At 66.1% G+C, this 18,324-nt stretch carries 14 protein-coding genes; 4 read left to right on the forward strand and 10 right to left on the reverse strand.

Annotated features, from left to right (window positions below; translation table 11 throughout):
- Genes BLT40_RS14625 through BLT40_RS14650 form a run of 6 tightly spaced genes read right to left on the reverse strand, consistent with a single transcriptional unit; the run spans position 1 to position 5,396 of the window.
- Complete coding sequence (locus tag BLT40_RS14625; RefSeq protein ID WP_090354388.1) at positions 1-1,935, reverse strand: response regulator; 1,935 nt, start codon at positions 1,933-1,935, stop codon at positions 1-3.
- Entirely contained in the window at positions 1,922-2,773 is an 852-nt protein-coding gene (locus BLT40_RS14630; RefSeq protein ID WP_079521764.1) for an ATP-binding protein, read from the reverse strand. Before BLT40_RS14630 ends, BLT40_RS14625 begins: the two co-directional genes overlap by 14 nt.
- On the reverse strand, positions 2,770-3,783 hold the full coding sequence (locus tag BLT40_RS14635) for an ATP-binding protein (RefSeq protein WP_218124567.1): 1,014 nt from the start codon (positions 3,781-3,783) through the stop codon (positions 2,770-2,772). The genes BLT40_RS14630 and BLT40_RS14635 overlap by 4 nt, the downstream gene beginning before the upstream one ends.
- Positions 3,774-4,178 (reverse strand): anti-sigma regulatory factor, encoded by a 405-nt coding sequence (locus BLT40_RS14640; protein ID WP_079521766.1) that lies wholly within the window; start codon positions 4,176-4,178, stop codon positions 3,774-3,776. The genes BLT40_RS14635 and BLT40_RS14640 overlap by 10 nt, the downstream gene beginning before the upstream one ends.
- Entirely contained in the window at positions 4,175-4,537 is a 363-nt protein-coding gene (locus BLT40_RS14645) for an STAS domain-containing protein (RefSeq protein WP_079521767.1), read from the reverse strand. Before BLT40_RS14645 ends, BLT40_RS14640 begins: the two co-directional genes overlap by 4 nt.
- A gap of 4 nt (positions 4,538-4,541) precedes the next feature.
- Positions 4,542-5,396 (reverse strand): STAS domain-containing protein, encoded by an 855-nt coding sequence (locus BLT40_RS14650; protein ID WP_090354391.1) that lies wholly within the window; start codon positions 5,394-5,396, stop codon positions 4,542-4,544.
- A 140-nt stretch (positions 5,397-5,536) separates the two neighbouring features.
- On the opposite strand from BLT40_RS14650, the gene BLT40_RS14655 reads away from it, so the two are divergent.
- Positions 5,537-5,887, forward strand: coding sequence for a response regulator (locus BLT40_RS14655; RefSeq protein ID WP_079521769.1), 351 nt, complete (start codon positions 5,537-5,539; stop codon positions 5,885-5,887).
- A gap of 14 nt (positions 5,888-5,901) precedes the next feature.
- On the opposite strand, the gene BLT40_RS14660 is transcribed toward BLT40_RS14655, so the two are convergent.
- On the reverse strand, positions 5,902-6,285 hold the full coding sequence (locus BLT40_RS14660) for a nuclear transport factor 2 family protein (RefSeq protein WP_090354394.1): 384 nt from the start codon (positions 6,283-6,285) through the stop codon (positions 5,902-5,904).
- Positions 6,282-7,205, reverse strand: a complete 924-nt coding sequence (locus BLT40_RS14665) for a LysR family transcriptional regulator (RefSeq protein ID WP_090354396.1) — start codon at positions 7,203-7,205, stop codon at positions 6,282-6,284. Before BLT40_RS14665 ends, BLT40_RS14660 begins: the two co-directional genes overlap by 4 nt.
- A 112-nt stretch (positions 7,206-7,317) precedes the next feature.
- On the opposite strand from BLT40_RS14665, the gene BLT40_RS14670 reads away from it, so the two are divergent.
- The 3 genes from BLT40_RS14670 (at position 7,318) to BLT40_RS14680 (ending at position 15,726) form a co-directional block, all read left to right on the forward strand.
- Positions 7,318-8,382, forward strand: a complete 1,065-nt coding sequence (locus tag BLT40_RS14670) for an aldo/keto reductase (protein ID WP_090354398.1) — start codon at positions 7,318-7,320, stop codon at positions 8,380-8,382.
- Positions 8,383-8,470: 88 nt separating this feature from the next.
- Positions 8,471-9,847, forward strand: coding sequence for a D-serine/D-alanine/glycine transporter (cycA, locus tag BLT40_RS14675; RefSeq protein ID WP_255364024.1), 1,377 nt, complete (start codon positions 8,471-8,473; stop codon positions 9,845-9,847).
- A 284-nt stretch (positions 9,848-10,131) separates the two neighbouring features.
- The gene (locus BLT40_RS14680) at positions 10,132-15,726 is read left to right on the forward strand and encodes an autotransporter-associated beta strand repeat-containing protein (protein WP_090354404.1); all 5,595 of its coding nucleotides are present in this window, start codon (positions 10,132-10,134) and stop codon (positions 15,724-15,726) included.
- Positions 15,727-15,763: 37 nt separating this feature from the next.
- Here BLT40_RS14680 and BLT40_RS14685 read toward each other — a convergent pair whose 3' ends face one another.
- Both BLT40_RS14685 and BLT40_RS14690 read right to left on the reverse strand, forming a co-directional pair.
- Entirely contained in the window at positions 15,764-16,897 is a 1,134-nt protein-coding gene (locus BLT40_RS14685) for a hypothetical protein (protein ID WP_090354406.1), read from the reverse strand.
- Between the two features lie 41 nt (positions 16,898-16,938).
- On the reverse strand, positions 16,939-18,261 hold the full coding sequence (locus tag BLT40_RS14690) for a lysozyme inhibitor LprI family protein (protein ID WP_090354409.1): 1,323 nt from the start codon (positions 18,259-18,261) through the stop codon (positions 16,939-16,941).
- Between the last annotated feature and the right edge of the window lie 63 nt (positions 18,262-18,324).

The following is an 18,324-nucleotide window of genomic DNA, read 5'->3' on the forward strand; positions in this document are numbered from 1 at the left end:
TCAGCCAAGCATGTGTCGCACACGCTCGAGCAGGCCGTCGATCTCGAACGGCTTGGTGATCATGTCCATGCCGGGACCGAGAAAACCCGTGCGCTCGGCGGCGCTTTCCGCATAGCCCGTCATGAACAGCACCGGCAGCGTCGGCCGCCAAGCCCGGCCGACATCGGCGAGCTCCCGCCCGTCCATGCCGGGCATGCCGATGTCGGTCAGCAGAAGGTCGATATCGTCGTCTCCGCGGAGGATGCGCAGTGCCTCGCCCGTATCTTCCGTAGCGACACAGACGTAGCCGGCCTCGGTAAGGATCTCCAGGGCCATCATGCGCACCGACTCGGTGTCCTCGACGATCAGGACGCGCTCGCCGTTGCCGCCCGCCAGGGGACCGCGGTGCGGCGTCGGCGTGACGACCTCGCCCTCGCCGACCGGCAGGAGCAGGAACACGTCCGTGCCTTCCCCGACGACGCTGCTGATCCGCGCATGGCCGCCGGACTGGCGCGCGAAGCCGTAAATCATCGACAGCCCCAGGCCCGTACCCTGCCCCACCGGCTTGGTGGTGAAGAACGGTTCGAAGACCTTATCCAGGATGGACGGCTCGATACCCGACCCGTTGTCCGAGACCGTCAGCATCACGTAGTCGCCGCTGGGCAGCTCGGCGTCGCCGCTCACATGAGTGAGTCGCGTCGACACACGGACCGTGCCTCCGCCGGGCATGGCATCGCGCGCGTTGATCACCAGATTGATCACCGCGTTCTCGAGCTGGTTGGCATCCACGCTGGCGATCACCGGCGTGGATGAGAGGAACAGGTCCAGCGTCACGTGCTCACCGATGGTCCGGCGCAACATGTCTTCGAGCGACAGGATGCGCTCGTTGACGTCCGTGGAGCGCGTGTTGAGTGGCTGCTGACGCGCGAAGGCAAGCAGACGATGCGTCAGTGCGGCCGCACGACGGGCGGAGCCCAGTGCGGCGTCGGCGAATCGTTGCACGCCTTCCGGCTTGCCGGATTCGACCTGGCGGTTGATCAGGTCGATACCCGTGATGATGCTGGTCAGCAGATTGTTGAAGTCATGCGCGATGCCGCCGGTGAGCTTGCCCAGCGCGTCCATTTTCTGCGCCTGCACCAGCTGTGACTCGGTACGTTCGCGCTCGGCGATCTCCAGCGCCAGCTGCATCGTCGCGGTGTCGATCTGTTCGAGCTGCTCGCGCTCGCGCCGGCGCTGTTCGGTGACGTCGTCGACGAAGACCAGACCGGTGTCGTCGCGGTGCGGGGTCATCCGCCACTCGGTTTCGCGGATGCCCGTGCGGGATTTCATGCACAGCACGCCGCGCCAGCGATGCTTGTCGGCGACGTGCAGGCGCATCTGCGCCAGCAGCTCATCCTGGCCCACGTCGAAGCAGCCATCGAGCTGGTCCGTTCCGCCGGCCTCACCGACGAGGCGACGGAACGCCTCGTTGGACTCGACGACGGACAGGCTGGCATCCACGACGGCGATGGGCGCGGCGATGCTGGTGAATATCTCGCGGAAGCGGGCCTCGGACTCGCGCAGCGCCAGTTCGGTGTCGCGCACGCGTACGAGCGTGCGGATCGTCGCCAGCAGGACATCGGGGTCGACCGGATGCACGAGATACGCATCCGCGCCGTTTTCCAGGCCGGTGATCATGTCGCCCGTTTCGATCGACGCCGCGGACACGTGCACGACGGGAAGCAACAGCGTTTCGGGTGTATCGCGCAGCTTGCGCACGATATCGAAACCGCTCATGTCGGGCAGGTTCACGTCAAGCACGAGGCAGGCGATGTCGTTGCCCGCGATCATCGCGAGACCTTCGGTCCCCGTCCCTGCCTCGAGCACGGTGTAGCCGTGCCGTTCGACGGTGCGCCGCATCGCGTAGCGCGTGGCGGCGTTATCGTCGACGATCAGGATACGGTTATTGCGCGGCATCGATCGCCTCCGCCGGCAGCTTCAGCGGCAACACGACGTGGAACACGGAACCGACACCGGGCGTGCTCTCCAGACCGACTTCCCCGCCGAGCAGGTGGGCGAACTGACGACACAGCGACAGGCCGAGACCGGAGCCGCGAACGCGCTTCTGCAGCGGCGAGTCGATCTGGGTGAAGTCCTCGAACAGGATCCCTTGCAGGTCTTCGGGGATACCGATGCCGGTATCGCTGACGGCGAAGCGAACGAAGTTACCCTCTTCCATTTTCGCCGTGACGCGCACTTCCCCGCGCGGCGTGAACTTGAGTGCGTTGGAGACGAAATTGCGCAGAATCTGAGCCAGCTTCTTGTCGTCGGTATAGAGCTTCGGCATGCCCTCGGGCGCATCGAAGATGAGGTCGGCATCCGTCGCATCGACGATAGGACGGAACATGCCACGCAACGCGGTGAACAGGTCCATCAGTTCGAACCATGCCGGCGAGATGGTGATCCGGCCAGCCTCGATCTTGGCCAGGTCGAGCAGGTCGTCGACCATATCGCTGAGCTCGCGCGCCGCACCGCTGACGAAGCCCAGCTGCTTATGCTGTTCATCCGTGAGTGGGCCGTCGAGTTCGTCGTCCAGCAGACGCGTCATGCTCAGGATGGAACCGAGCGGTGTACGGAACTCGTGGCTCATGTACGACAGGAACCGGCTTTTCAGCTCCGAGGCCTGGCGCAACTGTTCGGCCTGGGAGTCGAGCTCCGCGTACAACGCGAGCACGCCCTGGTTGGTTTCTTCCAGCTCCGCCCGCAGCGCGTCGTTTTCGGCGCGCAGGCGTTCGATCTCTTCGTGATCGCTCATACCGTGGCATCCAGTCGTATCGCAAGGACGGTCGCATCATCGCGACCACGACAGAAATCCCGGTGAAGGAGCGCCGCGATCACCGCCGGGTGGCGAGTGCCGAGGCCGGGATAATCCTTCAGGGACCAGCGCGACTGCAGACCGTCGCTGTGCATGATCAACAGGCGGCCGGCCACGTCGGGGAAATCGAACGCCTGCGCCCGACGCGCCTGCACGCCCACGATGCCCGGATGCGACGCGAGCCCGCGCGAACCGTCCAGCGTATGCAGCCCGGCGGAAATATTGCCGATACCGGTGTAGCGAAGGCTTTCGCTCCTGCGGTCGAACCGCGCGACCGCTACCGCACCGCCACGGCCGCCGTGCATCGCCGTGTCCAGCAAGACCATCAGGCTCACGGGTTCCTCGAACGGCGTCGCTCGCCAGGCGTCGATGCACGCGCGCGCGGCCTCGTGCGCCGCGACGCCGTGGCCGAGCCCATCGACCATCACGATCTCCGCGGCGTCGGCATTCAGTGCCATGCCCCAGCCATCGCCGGAGACCGGCTCGCTGTGCAGGGCATGGTGACTCGCACCGAAGCGAATGTCCGCGCGGGTGAAGCCCTTGGGATACACGCGCGCCAGCACCACCGCCCCCCGTGCGTCCGCGTACATGTCCATGACATCGGCCTGACGTTTCACCGCGCCCAGGCCCTCGCCGCGTGTACCGCCCGTGGAAAAACCATCGGGCAGACAGTCGGCCAGATTGAAGCCGGGACCGCGGTCGACCGCCGTGACCTCGACACCCTGGGTACCGACCCCGGGGACGGTGGACACGTGAATCTCGCCACCACGGGCGTGCTTCAGCACGTTGGTGGCCAGTTCCGTGGCGATCAGGGCGACACGTCCCGCGTCAGTGGCATCGAAACCGGCCTGCGTGGCGATCTGTTGCGCGACACGCCTCGCCTGCCCGATCTGGCTGGTCTCCTCGACAGGTACGACGTCGGTCAGGCCACCATCGAAGGTCAGGTCCATTTGCAGATCATCACCCGGGTGCCAATGCCCGGCGTGCTCTCCACCGAAAAATCGTCGACCAGACGCTTCGCGCCCGTGAGGCCCAGACCCAGGCCACCGCCGGAGGTCCACCCATCGGTCATGGCCAGTTTGAGATCGGGAATGCCGGGACCTTCGTCGCGAAAGACCAGACGCAGGCCCTTGCGACGCTCTTCCTCCAGGATCTCCCAGTCCATGTCGCCGCCACCGCCGTAGATGACGCAGTTGCGAGCAAGCTCGCTGGCCGCGGTGATCAGCTTGGTCTGGTCGACAAGACGCAGGCCGCACTCGACCGCCAGCTTACGGGCGGTCTGTCGCGCCAGAACCACGTCCTGCTCGATGCGGACAGCCTGCGACCCGCTCTTGAGTACGCTCATTGGTTGTGCACGCGTTCGCGTAGCAGCTTCATGCCGCGCTCGACGTCCAGCGCCGTGCTGATCCCGGGAAGCGTGAGACCGAGTTCGACGAGGGTGATGGCGACCGCCGGCTGCATGCCGACGAGCACGGTTTCGGCATCCATGATCCTGGACAGGCCGGAGATCGTCCCGATCATGCGACCGATGAAGGAGTCGACGATATCCAGTCCGGAGATGTCGATCAGGACGCCACGCGCCGACGTGCTGCTGATCCGCTCGGACAGATCGTCCTGCAGCGTCAGCGCCAGCTGGTCATGCATGTCGACCTGGATGGTGACGAGCAGAAACTCGCCCATGCGCAGGATAGGGATACGGTCCATGGCGTCAGTCGGCCCTGGAGACCGTGATGCCCGAGCGCTTCAGCGCCAGCGCCAGCGCATCGGCGAGGTTGGCCTTGGTCACGATGCCCTGCAGGTCGAGGCCCAGGTGCACGATGGTCTGCGCGATCTGGGGACGCACGCCGCTGATGATGGCATCGGCGCCCATGAGACGGATCGCCGTGACCGTCTTGAGCAGGTGCTGCGCCACCAGCGTATCCACCGTGGGCACACCGGTAATGTCGATGATGGCGATTTCCGAGCCGGTCTCGACGATACGCTGGAGCAGCGATTCCATGACGACCTGCGTACGCTGCGAGTCCAGCGTGCCGATCATCGGCAGGGCCAGCACGCCTTCCCAGAGCTTCACCACCGGGGTCGAGAGTTCGAGCAGTTCTTCCTGCTGCCGGGCGATGACCTCTTCGCGGGACTTCTGGAAGGCACGGATCGTGTGCATGCCGAGCGAGTCGAGCAACTCCGAAATCGCCCAGAGCTGCTGTGCCAGCTCGACCGGGTCGGACGCATAAACGGTCTGCAGCAGGTCGAACAGGGGACGCTTCAGCGAGAAGATGAAGCTGGCCGTGGCCTGCGAGTCGAAACCCTGCTGGGCGCGGCTGCGCGAGAGTTTTTCGAGGAAGGCCCGCGTTTCGGACCACTCCTGATTGGCGATGCTCTCCTCGCCCGCGTTGGCACCCCCGACCAGCAGGCGGAGAAAGTCGCGGGTCTGGCCGTCGAACTCGACCTGGTTGATGCGGGAGTCCCGTGACGCGCCACTGGTCTCGAGGTTGGCCTGCCAGGTCGCCAGCAGCTGGGACTCATGCGTGCGAATGGCTTCTATGGTGCGCTGGCTGAGTGCGGTCATGGTGATCCCCCTTAAAAGTCATATGATGCGTGCCCGTCGGGCGCAATGGAATAGCACCCGGCGGAGGAGCCTCATTGACATCGGATTCACGTCGCAACCGGTATCTGCCTCGCTGTTAACTCCTTTGAAAGTACGCTCCCATGACCACTGACCCGAAGCTTGTCGTCCTGCTCGTCGAGGACGATGACGCCATCCGCGAACTCACCGCGATGATCCTCGAAGGGGATTACGAGGTGCACACCGCGCGCAACGGCGATGAAGCCGAGGCCTGGCTGCAGACGGGCAAGGCCAACCTGCTGTTCACCGACGTGCGCATGCCCGGCACGGTGTCGGGTCAGGAACTGGCCACGCGCCACAGCGACATGCCGATCCTGGTCACGTCCGGCGAGGCTAAAGAGCAGCACGAGTGGGTTCGCGAGCCCATGGGCTACCTCGCCAAGCCTTACGACCGCAAGAGCCTGCTCGCCGCCGTGCAGCGGCTGGCCGCCTGAGTCGCTGCCGTCGGTCAGCCGCGGTCGATCACCCGCGAAATCCTGCTGTCGCGGAAGCTGAATTCCGAGGTGCCCTGCATCTCGATGATGGTGCCCGCGCCCGGCCCGTCGGGGATGTCCTCGGCGATCTCGCCGTGGAAATCGATCGTCGCCACCACGACCTCGCCCTCGTCGCGTAGCTCGACCAGAGTCTGCGCCCGCGAGGCGAACAGCGCGGCGCCGACGCGGGCGAGCTTTTCGAAGTCGGCCTTGCCATCCGTCGCCACGGCCAGCTCGCCCGCCGCATGGTGCTCGAAGCGCACGTCATCAGTGAGGGTCACCAGCATCCCTTCGACATCGAAGCGGTTGTAAGCGTCGATATAGGCCTCGATCAGGGCCTGGTGATAATCGGCGGTCATGGCATGGCTCCCCGGGTAGCGTCAGGCGCGTGGCGTTCGCGCAGAAAGTCGATGAACACGCGCAGCTTGCGCGGCATGTGCATCCGACTGGGATAGTACACATGGAAGGCCTCGAACGTGGGCCAGTAGTCTTCCAGCACAGGGACCAGGCGGCCCGCGTCGAGGTCTTCCCGCACCAGCGGCTCGAAATGGCAGCCGATGCCGACGCCGGCCCGTGCGGCGCTGAGTAGCACATCGCCATCGTTGCTGATGAGGGCGGGTGTGGTCTCGACCTCGACGATACGGCCGTCCTGCTCGAAGTCCCAGAGCATGACGCTGCGTTCGTTCGCGAGGCGAATGGACACGCACCGATGATCGAGCAGGTCCGCGGGCGTGCGTGGCAGGCCGTGCCGCGCGACGTAGCCGGGCGAGGCGAAGGTCGCGATGCGCTGCGGACCGCCGATCGGTACCGCCACCATGTCCTTCGCGAGGCTCTCGCCGATACGAAAGCCCGCGTCGAACCCGCCGTCGATCAGGTCGAGGAAGGTGTTATCGCAATGCAGGTCGACGACCACCTCCGGGTAGGCGGCCGTGAAGGCGGCCAGATGCGGCAGGACAATGACATCCGCCACGACACGCGCGAGGTTGATACGCAACAGGCCGGCGGGCGATTCACGCGACTCGGTCACGGTGTCCATCGCGTGTGACAGGGCGTCCAGCCCGGGACGGGCATCGTCGAGGAAACGCTGACCGATCTGGGTGACGCCGACCCGACGCGTCGTACGGTCCAGCAGGCGCACGCCCAGGCGCCGCTCCAGATTCCGCATCGATTGCGACAAGGCCGACGGCGACACGCCCAGCTCGGCGGCCGCCCGGGTAAAGCTCGCGTGGTGAGCCACGCGCGCGAAGGCGGCGATGGCGGGCAGCAGGTCGGACGACATCGGGCACCCCCATTGTGAAGCCGGACTTCATAGCCTATGGCGAGCAACCCCATTTATCCAGCGGAATCGGGCGCCTATCGTTTCAGCCTCTTTCCCGTTGCTGGAGTGGACCATGAGCAAGCGACTGAACGACTACCTCACCCTCGGCCGCTCGGGCCTGCGTGTCAGCCCGGTCTCGCTGGGCACGATGACCTTCGGCGACGACTGGGGCTGGGGCGCCGCCGAAGCGGAATCGCGCCGCATGCTGGACATCTATATGGAGCGCGGCGGCAATTTCATCGACACCGCCAATTTCTACACGGGCGGTACGTCGGAGACCTTGCTCGGCAGGTTCCTCGCCGGCCGCCGCGACAACGCCGTGATCGCGACGAAGTATTCGCTCAACACCGAGCCCGGCCATCCGAACGCCGGCGGCAACCACCGCCGCAACATGGTCCGCGCGGTGGAAGCGAGCCTGCGCCGTCTCGATACCGACTACATCGACCTCTATTACCTGCATGTCTGGGACGGGCTGGCACCGATCGAGGAGATCATGCGCGGCTTCGACGACCTCGTCACCGCGGGAAAGATCGTTTACGCCGGCATTTCCGACACACCGGCGTGGCAGGTCGCGCGCATGCAGACGCTGGCCGATCTGCGCGGCTGGGCGCCTCTGGTGGCCCTGCAGATCGAGCACAGTCTGATCGAGCGCACCGTCGAACACGATCTCCTGCCGATGGCGCAGGAGCTGGGTCTCGGCGTGCTCGCCTGGTCGCCGCTGGGCATGGGCATGCTGACCGGCAAGTACACGCGCGAAGACATCGAGAAGCATAAGGGCGCGGACGTGTGGAGCGGCACGCGCTCCGCCGTCGTGTCGGGAATGGGCGGGTTGAGCGAGCGCAACTTCGACATTGTGGATGTACTTAAGCAGGTCGCCGAGGAGGTCGGGCATTCGCCTGCGCAGACGGCGATAGCATGGCTACTGGCGAAGCAGATGCCGACGGTGATTCCGATTCTGGGTGCGCGTACCGCGGCACAGTTCGAAGAGAACCTCGTGGCACTGGGGGTGACGTTTACGGATGAGCAACTGCGCCGACTGGATGAGGCGAGTGCGATCACGCCGATTTTTCCGCATTCGTTCTTGCCGCGGGTGATGCCTCAGGTGTTGGGTGGGGCGAGTGTGGTGAGGCCGCGCTGACCCCACGTCGTCGGGACAGACTGAGAATCCTTGCCGGATAGGGGCCACCCCCGTATGTTCACCGCTTCCGTCCCGACCGAGCATGCCGATGTCCCTTTCGCCGGAGCAGCCCCCCGAGCAGCACCTCAGGCGCAGCCTGTCCAATCGCCACCTGCAGCTGATCGCCATCGGCGGCGCCATCGGTACCGGCCTGTTCATGGGCTCGGGCAAGACGATCAGTCTTGCCGGGCCCTCCATCCTCTTCGTCTACCTGATCATCGGCGTGATGCTGTTCTTCGTCATGCGGGCGATGGGCGAGCTGCTGCTGTCCAACCTCGAGTACAAGTCGTTCATCGATTTTTCGACCGACCTGCTCGGGCCATGGGCCGGATTTTATTGCGGATGGACGTACTGGTTCTGCTGGATCATCACCGCCATCGCCGATGTGATCGCGATCTCCTCGTATGCCCAGTTCTGGTTCCCGGGACTGGCACCGTGGATACCGGCGGTACTCTGTGTGGCGCTCCTGCTGGTGCTGAACCTGACGACGGTCAAACTGTTCGGCGAGATGGAATTCTGGTTCGCGCTGATCAAGATCATCGCCATCTGCGCACTGATCGTCACCGGCTTCGGCATGGTGGCCTGGGCGTTCAGGTCGCCCGATGGCCACGTCGCCTCCCTGTCCAATCTGTGGAGTGACGGCGGCTTCTTCCCGATGGGCATCGGTGGCTTCTTTGCCGGGTTCCAGATCGCGGTGTTCGCCTTCGTCGGTATCGAACTGGTCGGCACGACGGCCGCCGAGACGGCCGATCCGGAGCGCAACCTGCCCAAGGCGATCAACTCGATCCCCGTGCGCATCATCCTGTTCTACGTGCTCGCCCTCGTGGTGATCATGTCGGTGACGCCGTGGCGCCAGGTGGTGCCGGGCAAGAGCCCGTTCGTCGAACTGTTCCTGCTGGCCGGCATCCCCGCCGCGGCCAGCCTGATCAACTTCGTGGTGCTGACCTCGGCCACCTCGTCCGCCAACAGCGGCATCTTCTCGACCAGCCGCATGTTGTTCGGTCTGGCCGAAGAGAACCACGCTCCGTCGGCCTTCGCAAAGTTGTCCAGGGCCGCGGTGCCTTCGCGCGGCCTGCTCTTCTCGTGCATCTGCCTGCTGGGCGGCGCGATGCTGGTTGCCGTGGTGCCCAACCTCGTGACCGCATTTACGCTGGTGACGACCCTGGCGGCGATTCTCTTCATGTTCGTGTGGTCGCTGATTCTGGCGGCGTATATCGCGTACCGGCGCAAGCGCCCGGAGCTCCACGCGGTGTCGTCGTACAAGATGCCGGGCGGCGTGTTCATGTGCTGGGTGTGTCTGGCGTTTTTCGCCTTCGTGCTGGTGTTGCTCGCCCTGGAAAGCGATACGCGTCAGGCGCTGATCGCGAGCCCGGTGTGGTTTGCGATTCTGGCGATCGGCTATGCCTTGCGCCGCCGCAAGGCGTGAAACGCTGACAGGCTCAGCTCCCACCGGTGAGCTGGCGGTTGCAAGCCACACCGGAACGTCCCTTAGCTCATGTCGGTTGCGATCGAAATCCGCCAGTAAAGGAAAGCCGCCAGGCGCCGATACACCGAATATGTGACATGCGTCACACTTGGTGGTGCCACTCAAAATTGCACTTACGGGTGCGTGAGACGGCGATCACAGGGATGCTCTGCCCGTCGTCGAGGCAGGGCTTCGGGGGGACGCGCGCGCGCGCGCGGTCGCTAATCAGCAGGGGTTCGTGCCACATGGTTATCCGTTTTCGCCCGGCGGCACGCACGTCGGTATACGGTGCGCGCGTGCCGCGCCGTCGTACCCTGACGCTCTGCATTCTTGCCGCCTGCGCTGTGACGCCGGCCATCGCCTTTGCCGGCCAGGACAACGGTGGCTCCCGCCAGAACTACGCCGGTGCCGGCGGATCGGGATCCGGCTCACCGGGCGGCGGTGGTGTCGGCGGAGCCGGCGGCTATTACCAGCTCAACTTCTTCAGTTACGGCTCGAACGGCAACGGCAGCGCGGGCAACGCGGGCTGGGCGGGCAGCGGCCCTGGCGGCGCCGGTGGCGCCGGGGGGAACGCCTCGATCACCACGTCGGGCCCAAGTACCTTCGCCGCGGCGACGTTTACCGGCGGCAACGGTGCCAACTCGACCAATGGCGCGGCGGGCGGTGGAGGCGGCGGCGTCTCGGTCTATTTCACGACGGCGGGCAACACGGTTCCCGTAGGCACGACGCTTCGGGGCGGTAGCGGCGGCAACGGTGGCGATGACGGCGGCGGTGGTGCGGGCGGCGGCGGTGGCGGCGGCTCCGGCGCGTCGCTGGCGAACGGCGCGACGCTCACGAATGCCGGCCTGATCGTCGGCGGTAACGGTGGCGCCAGCGGCGCAGCGACCGACCCCACCCGGCAAGGCGCCGGCGGCGGTGGCGGAGGTGCGGGCGTGTGGCTGGCGCCTGCCACCACCTTTACCAATCAGGGGACGGTCACCGGAGGTAACGGTGGTGTGGCACGTGACACCGGTGGCGCGGGCGGCGGCGGTGCAGGCATCGTCTCCGACAACGGCGGCGCCTCCATCGTCAACGCCGGCACCGTCATCGGCGGGCTGAGCGGCACGGGCGCACGGGCTCATGCCCTCGACCTCTACGGCGGCAACAACCTCCTCACCCTTTCGACCGGCACGTCGCTGACGGGGGACGTTTATGCCTATGGCGCATCCAACGAGTTACGCCTGGGTGGCAATGGCTCGACAGCCAGTAACGTCTCCGGCTTCGACGTCGTTTCCGCGACCGCCAACGCGAGCTGGGCGCTCAACGGTGCGTTTCTGCGGGGTGGCAGCACGCGTTTCGAGATCGCCAGCGGCGCGACGGCAACACTGGCCGGTGCCGTCACCGGCGGCGGCGACGTCATCAAGAACGGCGCGGGCACGCTGACCCTGTCTGGCAGCAATACGTATACCGGCACCACCACGCTCAATGCAGGCGTGCTGGCGCTGACACAGTCCAATAACGCGCGTGCGCCGTACATCGTCAACGGCGGCACGCTGCAACTGGGAAGCGGCACGTACAACATCGGCAACCTGTCCGGTACCGGCGGTTCGATCGTGGGAACGGGCGTGTTCAACGTTCAGGAGTCCACTGCCGCCACGTACGCGGGCGATGTCGGCGTGGCCTCCTTCCAAAAGACCGGCGCCGCGACGCTGACGCTCACGGGTAACGTGACCTCGGCCCAACTCGCCATCGGCGCCGGCACGCTGCAGCTCACCAACAACGCGAACACGCGCGTCGTCGGGGGGAACATCGCCAATCAGGGCACCCTGGCGATCCTCGGCACGGCGGCGACGACGATCAGCGGCAACCTGTCCGGCACCGGTAACCTGACCATCGGCGGCACGGGCCTTGTCGCGCTCGGTGGCAACAACAGCTACACCGGCGGCACGACGGTCGCCAACGGATCGTCCGTACGCGCCACCAGCAACGCGGCCTTCGGCAGCGGCACGCTGGCTCTGGCAGGTAACAACGCGCTGACCCTCACCACCAACGGCATGTCCATCGCCAACGCCATCACGCTCGGCGGCGCCACCAGTCTCGACGTTCCCACGGGTCAGTCCGCCACGCTGTCGGGCGCTATCACCGGCGCAGGCGGCATCGTCAAGAGTGGTGACAGCACGCTGACGCTCAGCGGCAACACTTCCTATACGGGCGGCACGTCGCTCTCCGGCGGCGTCCTGGCCCTGACCCAGTCAAACAGCGCACGAGCGGCATACAACATCACCGGCGGCACACTGCAGCTGGGTGGCGCGACGTACAACCTCGGCAACCTGACGGGTACGGGTGGCAGCATCACGGGGACGGGACTGCTCAGCGTGCAGCAATCCTCCGATGCGACGTACGCCGGCAATGTCGCCATCGGCACGCTCTCGAAAACCGGCAGCGCGTGGCTCACGCTGAGCGGCGCGCTGAACGCCGATCACATCGTGATCGATGCCGGCGCGCTTCAGCTGTTCGCCACCAGCGGCACACGCATCATCGCCGCCGATGTCGTCAACCGGGGCGTTTTCAGCGTGGTCGGTTCGGCTGACCAGACCCTGGCTGGCAATCTGTCGGGCAACGGCAGTCTCGCCTTCGGCGGCAGTGGCCTGCTCACCATCGCGGGAAACAACAGCTACAGCGGCTCGACCTTCATCGATACGGGTACCCGCGTACGTGCCACCAGCAGCACCGCCTTCGGCTCGGGCCTGGTGGCGGGCGCCCAGTTCGCCCTCGACTTCGGCGCCGACGACCTCTCCGTCGCCAATGACTTCAGCCTTGGCAGCGGCGTGACGTTCAACGTCGACGCCGGCCGCAGTGGAACACTCACGGGCACGATCTCCGATATCTCCGGGCTGACCAAAACGGGCACCGGCAAGCTCATCATCGACGGGCACACGACCAACACCGTTACGACCACCGTGGCGCAGGGCACGCTGACCGTCGGCTCCGTCGCCGGGTCGGTCGCGTACCTGCATGGCGATGCACTCGTGCAGAGCGGCGGCACGCTGGCCGGTCATGGACGCGTGGATGGCGATGTGACCATCGCGTCCGGCGGCGGCATCAGCCCCGGCAACAGCGTGGGCACGCTCAGCGTCGGTGGCGATCTGACGATGCAGTCCGGTAGCAGCCTGAGCTATGAACTCGGTTCGCCTGGCGCGGATTTTCTCCACACGGGCATCGGCGATCGCGTAAGCGTCGGTGGTGACGCGTCCTTCGACGATGTGACGCTCCATCTCGTCACGTCGTCCGGCTTCGGCGCCGGTGTCTACCGGCTGTTCGACGTAGGTGGCGTGGCCACCTTCACCAACGGCGGCATTCAGCTGGGCTCGACGCCGGCCGGGGCCCGCCTGACCCTGCGCTATCTTGCCGCCGATCACGCGATCGACCTGCTCAGCACGCAGGGCACCACCCTCTCCTTCTGGAATGCGGACGGTCGCGCCTCCGCCACGACGATGGGCGGTGGAGACGGAACGTGGTCGCTCACCTCAGTGAACTTCACCGACGCGACCGGCAGCGTCACCGCGCCCATGTCGCCGCAGCCCGGCTTCGCCGTCTTCGGCGGAACGGCGGGCACCGTGACACTGGACGCGAGCGCAGGCGACATCGCGGTGACGGGACTGCAGATAATGAGCGACGGCTATCGTCTGACCGGCGCGCCGCTCGTCCTGGCGGGTGACGCCAGCGGCCTGGCCAATGTGCGGGTGGGCGACGGTTCGGCGGCAGGCGCAAACGTCACCGCGACCATCGACAGCGTCGTCCAGGGCACGCACGGACTCACGAAGACCGACGCCGGCACGCTGGTGCTCACGGCTGACAACACGTGGAGCGGCGGCGTTGCCGTCAACGGCGGCCGGTTGTCCATCGCACGCGATGCCAGCCTCGGCGATGCATCGAATGCGGTGACGCTGGACGGTGGCGTGGTGCGCAACACCGGAGCTTTCACCAGCGATCGCCACGTATCCGTGGGAAGCGGCGGAGGCGGCATCGAGACTGCGAGCGATTTAGAGCTCACACAGGGCATCACCGGCAGCGGTGTGTTGCACAAACTCGGTGCGGGCACCTTGCTTCTCACGGGAACCAACAGCTACAGCGGCGGCACGTCGGTTGACGCCGGCACACTGATCGTCGGCGACGGTGCTCACGCGGGCTCGCTCATCGGCTCGGTGGCCGACAACGCGACGCTGGTCTTCGACCGTGCCGACGATGTCACCTTCGATGGCGCGCTGTCGGGCACGGGTCAATTGATCAAGCGCGGTGTGGGTAGTTTCGCCATCGGCGATGGCTCGGCTTTCACAGGCGCAACGCAGGTCGATGCCGGAACGCTCGACCTGCGCGGTACGCTTGGCGGGAGCGTGACGCTTGGGAACGCCGCGGCACTGACGGGTCAGGGCGCCATCGGTGCACTCGTCGCTTCGAACGGCAGCAGCCTCAGCGTCGCTGGCGATGGCACGACCGGCAGCTTACGCATTACGGGGAACGTCACGCTGGCGGCAGCCTCGCGCTATATCGTGACGGCGACACCTGCCGGTGCAAGCGACCTGATCGCCGCCAGCGGAACCGCCACCCTGCAAGGCGGGCTCGTCGATGCACGCTTCAGCGGCACGACGGTGAAGCCGTCGACGCGCTATACCATCCTGACCGCAGCGGGCGGCGTGACTGGCACCTTCGAAAGCGTGACCGTCGACAAGCCCTTCCTCACGCCACGGCTGGCTTACGGTGCGCAAGCCGTCTATCTCGAACTGGATCGCAACGATATCGCTTTCGCGACGCTGGCGACGAATCGGAACGCACGATCGACCGCCACGGCGATTCAGTCGCAGGGCATCGGCGGCGCGCTCTGCGATACGCTGGCGGTCCTCGACCATGCCGACGTGATGCCTGCGCTCGACAGTCTTACCGGCGCCGTCTACGCCTCGTCGCGCAGCGCGCGCACGGACGACGCGCGCCAGGTGCGCGACACCGTGCAGCGACACCTCGACGCCTCGAATGATGACGCGCTTCCCGGCAGCGCCGCATGGACGGCCACCTGGGGACACTGGGGTAACGCGGGCGGCAGCAGCGCGATCGGGTTCGAACGCGCGCGATCGAACGGCGGCGGCCTGCTGGCCGGTCTCGACCGTGACCTTGATGGCGTACGCGTCGGCGCGCTTGGCGGTGCCGACGACCTGAGCACGCGCAGTGGCAACGACAGCGTCAACGCGAAGAGCCGCGTCGCGGGCCTTTATGCCGCCGCCACCGTCGATGCGTGGCAGCTCAGTGCAGGCGCGACGTATGCATGGCAGCGTATGGATGCGCATCGTGGACTCGACGTTCCGGGCCTCGCCACGCATCACGCCTCGGCGCGCTACGACGGCAACCTTGCGCAGGGATGGCTCGATGCCGGTTATCGCATCGCCGTGTCAGCCGCTTCGCTCACACCGTTTGCGAATGTCGCGCGTATCCGCACGCAGCAGGATGGGTTCACCGAGCAACAGGCCGATGCGGCGCTTGTGATACGTGGCACGCGTGAAAACGCCACGGTCGTCACCGCCGGCCTGCGTAGCAGCATGTCGATCGGGGATGGTATCGACGCGCACGCAAAGCTCGGTTACCAGCGCGCCTATGGCGATCTCACGCCGATCGATCGTCAGCGGTTCCTCGATGGCGGCGACACGTTCATCATCCAGGGCGCCCCGCTCGCGAGAAACGCCGGTATCGCCGACCTCGGCCTGACCTTCGCCATCGGTCGTCATACGACGGTGGGCGCGAGCTACCAGGGTCGCTTCGGCGGTGGAGGGAAGGATCAGGGCGCGAGGCTGGACGTCGCGGTGCGCTGGTAAGCGGGCTGCGTAATGCCGAACGCGCAACGCAAAGGCGTTATCTCGACCGCCTTTCCTCACCATAGCCCACCGGGAGTTGTCGGCCAGCGGAACGCGTCGTCATGGGTGCGGCATCGAACGTCGTCCACGATGCGTCCGCGTGGCCGTCGTCCAGCCAGCGTAGCGCCTGCTCGATCGTTTCCTTCAGGTGCCCCGGGCCCGGTGGGTCCCCCGCACACATAAGCTGATGATCGCCACAAGCTATGTAGCGGATGGCCATACCGCGTCCACTGGCGAGAAGTGTCGCGACGCCCTGCCGGAATGCGTCAGGCGACCAACTCGTGTCGCGACCGCCCTGAACCAACAACAGGTGCACCGCGGCGGGAAGACGGCGAATCAGGTCCACACCGGAGATCTGCGCCGAACTCGACCATCGGGACATGGGCTGACCCTGCCAGAGCACGGGCGACTGGGGGTGCTTCTGTGCGAAATCGAGCTTGCTTCGGTACTCGCGAACGCTTGCCACGCCTTTTTCGTCCACTCGATCCGAGAACGCCTGATCCACGCGCTGCCTGAGCTGGTCAGCCACCTGCGAGGTCCCGAAGCCCGAGATCAGGACCAGATGCGTCGTGGCGGTATCCCCTGCCGCCAGCGCCGCTGCCATGAGAGCGCCATCGGACGTGCCGACGATCATCACGGGCCGCCCGGCGACCCGACCGTCAGTGATGTCATGCAAGGCTCGGCCGTATGCGGCCATGACATCCTCGAATCGGTTGGCCGCAAGGAAGGCCGCCGGGCAACCTTCGCTGAGGCCGTGCTCAGGCGCGGCGAACTGCCGTGGAATGCCCGGCGGCTCCACCACGTAGACATCGACATCGCGCAAGCGAGGCAGCGCGAACATCTCCAGTCCGGCATGCGCCTTGCCATCCCTACCCAGGGCCAGAGCACCGTCACAGCCGGAACCGGGAACGAAGATCACGATGGGCTTCTGTCCGGGCTCACCGTCGCCATACCGGTAGTAGCGACTGCGCACCACCTTGCCGTCGACCAGTTCCGTGCCGGTCACCGGCAGCGTGGCGGGGATACCCGTCGGACGGAACGTCTGACGAGCTTCGTCCGCGTGAGCCGGCCTATGCGTGGCAAGGCCTACCGCGAGCACGGCCATGGCAGTCAGAATGACGTAGCGTTTCATGGGCTATCCCTGAATTTTTTTTTTAGCCGGATGGACTCGACTCAGTGCGGATCCGGCGCGGGCACTGGCACCATCGACGACAGCAGGAACGCGCCGCGCTTGACCTCGATGTAGGCGGAGGCGACCGGCTCGAGCTGGCCGGCCTTGAGCCGCCACGCGGAGACGATCCAGTCGTCGTTGACGCGCCAGCCGACGTGACCGTGGTCGATATAGCCGAGCAGTGTTTCTCCACGGAAGGTCAGCGGAAACAACGTGCCTTCGGCGCTGTAGTCCGCCATCGAACCGGCCGTGTAACCGGTGCCGAAGTCCGGCAGGCTCGGCCGCGTCTGGCTCTTCTTTGCTGCCATCCCGTCGTCAGCGGTCGCCGCCGCGTACGCCGCGGCATGAGCCGCCTTGTCGGCGCCCTGGGGCAGCCGCGCCAGCGTGTCGGCAAGCGGACTGCGGTCGAAGCGGTTGGCGACGGTCATCGCGGTCGCCGCAAAGTCGTCACACGGTGACTGCTTCGGTGCGCAGGCGCTGCCCTTCATCGAAAGCGTGTGGTCGAAGCGCGCGACCAGCAGCGCATCCTTACCGAAGGCCTTTCCTTCCCAACGGGCGGCCTGCACCCTCAGCTCATCGGCCCCGCCATAGCCCACGACCACCGCCGCGTAATCGCCGGCAATCTTCACTAGCTCGTGCGACGACATGCAATCGGCACCCCAGGCGTCCGGCGCCTCGACGGCGATAGCCTTTTTGCCTTCAATGCGGAACGGCGTTTCCGACCAGCAGTTCGCCGTCCCCTGCAACGAATACACGGAACTCACGGGCGATCCCGCGAGGACGCGGTACTGCGCGTCGCCGCTTCCTTCCGTGAGCGCGTCCGCGACGGTCTTGTCCGCCTCGTAGGGAAAGTCGGACGGCTTGCTCATGTCGCTGCTTTTCGCGACCACCAGCGGCACGCCCTTGGCCGCCAGCCCGTGAAGCACGTCGTATTGGCTGCCCGAGAGCTTCGGCAGTGCGGCGGCGATCACGTCCAGTGGTTTAGGAACGGGTGCGTCCAGACCCTTCAGGAAGTCGATACGGTCGCGATACCGGGCCACGTCACCGGACAACGTCTTGCCTGGCTCGTCGCGTATCTGGCTGCTGATTGCTTCATCGCGACTGGCCAGCCAGTGACGCTGATCGAGCTTGAGCGCGTCGGCTTTGTCGGGGTGGCCGGCCAGGGCGGTCTTGAACGCGTCGCCGAGCTCGCCGTCGAGCGCCGAGACGCCGGGCGATGCGCAGATCGCTTTTTCGATCGGGGTGGAGGCCTTCGCGCAGTCGAAGCCTGCGGCGTAGCTGAGCGCGGGCGCGAGTACCGCGGCGCCGATGAAGATCGATCTCATGGCATGTCGCAAAACGATGTCCTTGCTTCGTCGAGTACGCAGATACTACTTACGAGAGAAAAC

This window comes from Dyella sp. 333MFSha (genome assembly GCF_900102405.1).
Lineage (GTDB): Bacteria > Pseudomonadota > Gammaproteobacteria > Xanthomonadales > Rhodanobacteraceae > Luteibacter > Luteibacter mycovicinus.

What these genes read in the sequence shown, in the direction of transcription:
- BLT40_RS14680 (WP_090354404.1), top strand. Translation starts at nt 10,132, where the DNA reads ATGGTTATCCGTTTTCGCCCGGCGGCACGCACGTCGGTATACGGTGCG.
- BLT40_RS14650 (WP_090354391.1), bottom strand. Translation starts at nt 5,396, where the DNA reads ATGACCGCACTCAGCCAGCGCACCATAGAAGCCATTCGCACGCATGAG.
- BLT40_RS14665 (WP_090354396.1), bottom strand. Translation starts at nt 7,205, where the DNA reads ATGTCGTCCGACCTGCTGCCCGCCATCGCCGCCTTCGCGCGCGTGGCT.
- cycA (WP_255364024.1), top strand. Translation starts at nt 8,471, where the DNA reads ATGTCCCTTTCGCCGGAGCAGCCCCCCGAGCAGCACCTCAGGCGCAGC.
- BLT40_RS14685 (WP_090354406.1), bottom strand. Translation starts at nt 16,897, where the DNA reads ATGAAACGCTACGTCATTCTGACTGCCATGGCCGTGCTCGCGGTAGGC.
- BLT40_RS14625 (WP_090354388.1), bottom strand. Translation starts at nt 1,935, where the DNA reads ATGCCGCGCAATAACCGTATCCTGATCGTCGACGATAACGCCGCCACG.
- BLT40_RS14655 (WP_079521769.1), top strand. Translation starts at nt 5,537, where the DNA reads ATGACCACTGACCCGAAGCTTGTCGTCCTGCTCGTCGAGGACGATGAC.
- BLT40_RS14630 (WP_079521764.1), bottom strand. Translation starts at nt 2,773, where the DNA reads ATGAGCGATCACGAAGAGATCGAACGCCTGCGCGCCGAAAACGACGCG.
- BLT40_RS14640 (WP_079521766.1), bottom strand. Translation starts at nt 4,178, where the DNA reads ATGAGCGTACTCAAGAGCGGGTCGCAGGCTGTCCGCATCGAGCAGGAC.
- BLT40_RS14660 (WP_090354394.1), bottom strand. Translation starts at nt 6,285, where the DNA reads ATGACCGCCGATTATCACCAGGCCCTGATCGAGGCCTATATCGACGCT.
- BLT40_RS14670 (WP_090354398.1), top strand. Translation starts at nt 7,318, where the DNA reads ATGAGCAAGCGACTGAACGACTACCTCACCCTCGGCCGCTCGGGCCTG.
- BLT40_RS14645 (WP_079521767.1), bottom strand. Translation starts at nt 4,537, where the DNA reads ATGGACCGTATCCCTATCCTGCGCATGGGCGAGTTTCTGCTCGTCACC.
- BLT40_RS14635 (WP_218124567.1), bottom strand. Translation starts at nt 3,783, where the DNA reads ATGGACCTGACCTTCGATGGTGGCCTGACCGACGTCGTACCTGTCGAG.
- BLT40_RS14690 (WP_090354409.1), bottom strand. Translation starts at nt 18,261, where the DNA reads ATGAGATCGATCTTCATCGGCGCCGCGGTACTCGCGCCCGCGCTCAGC.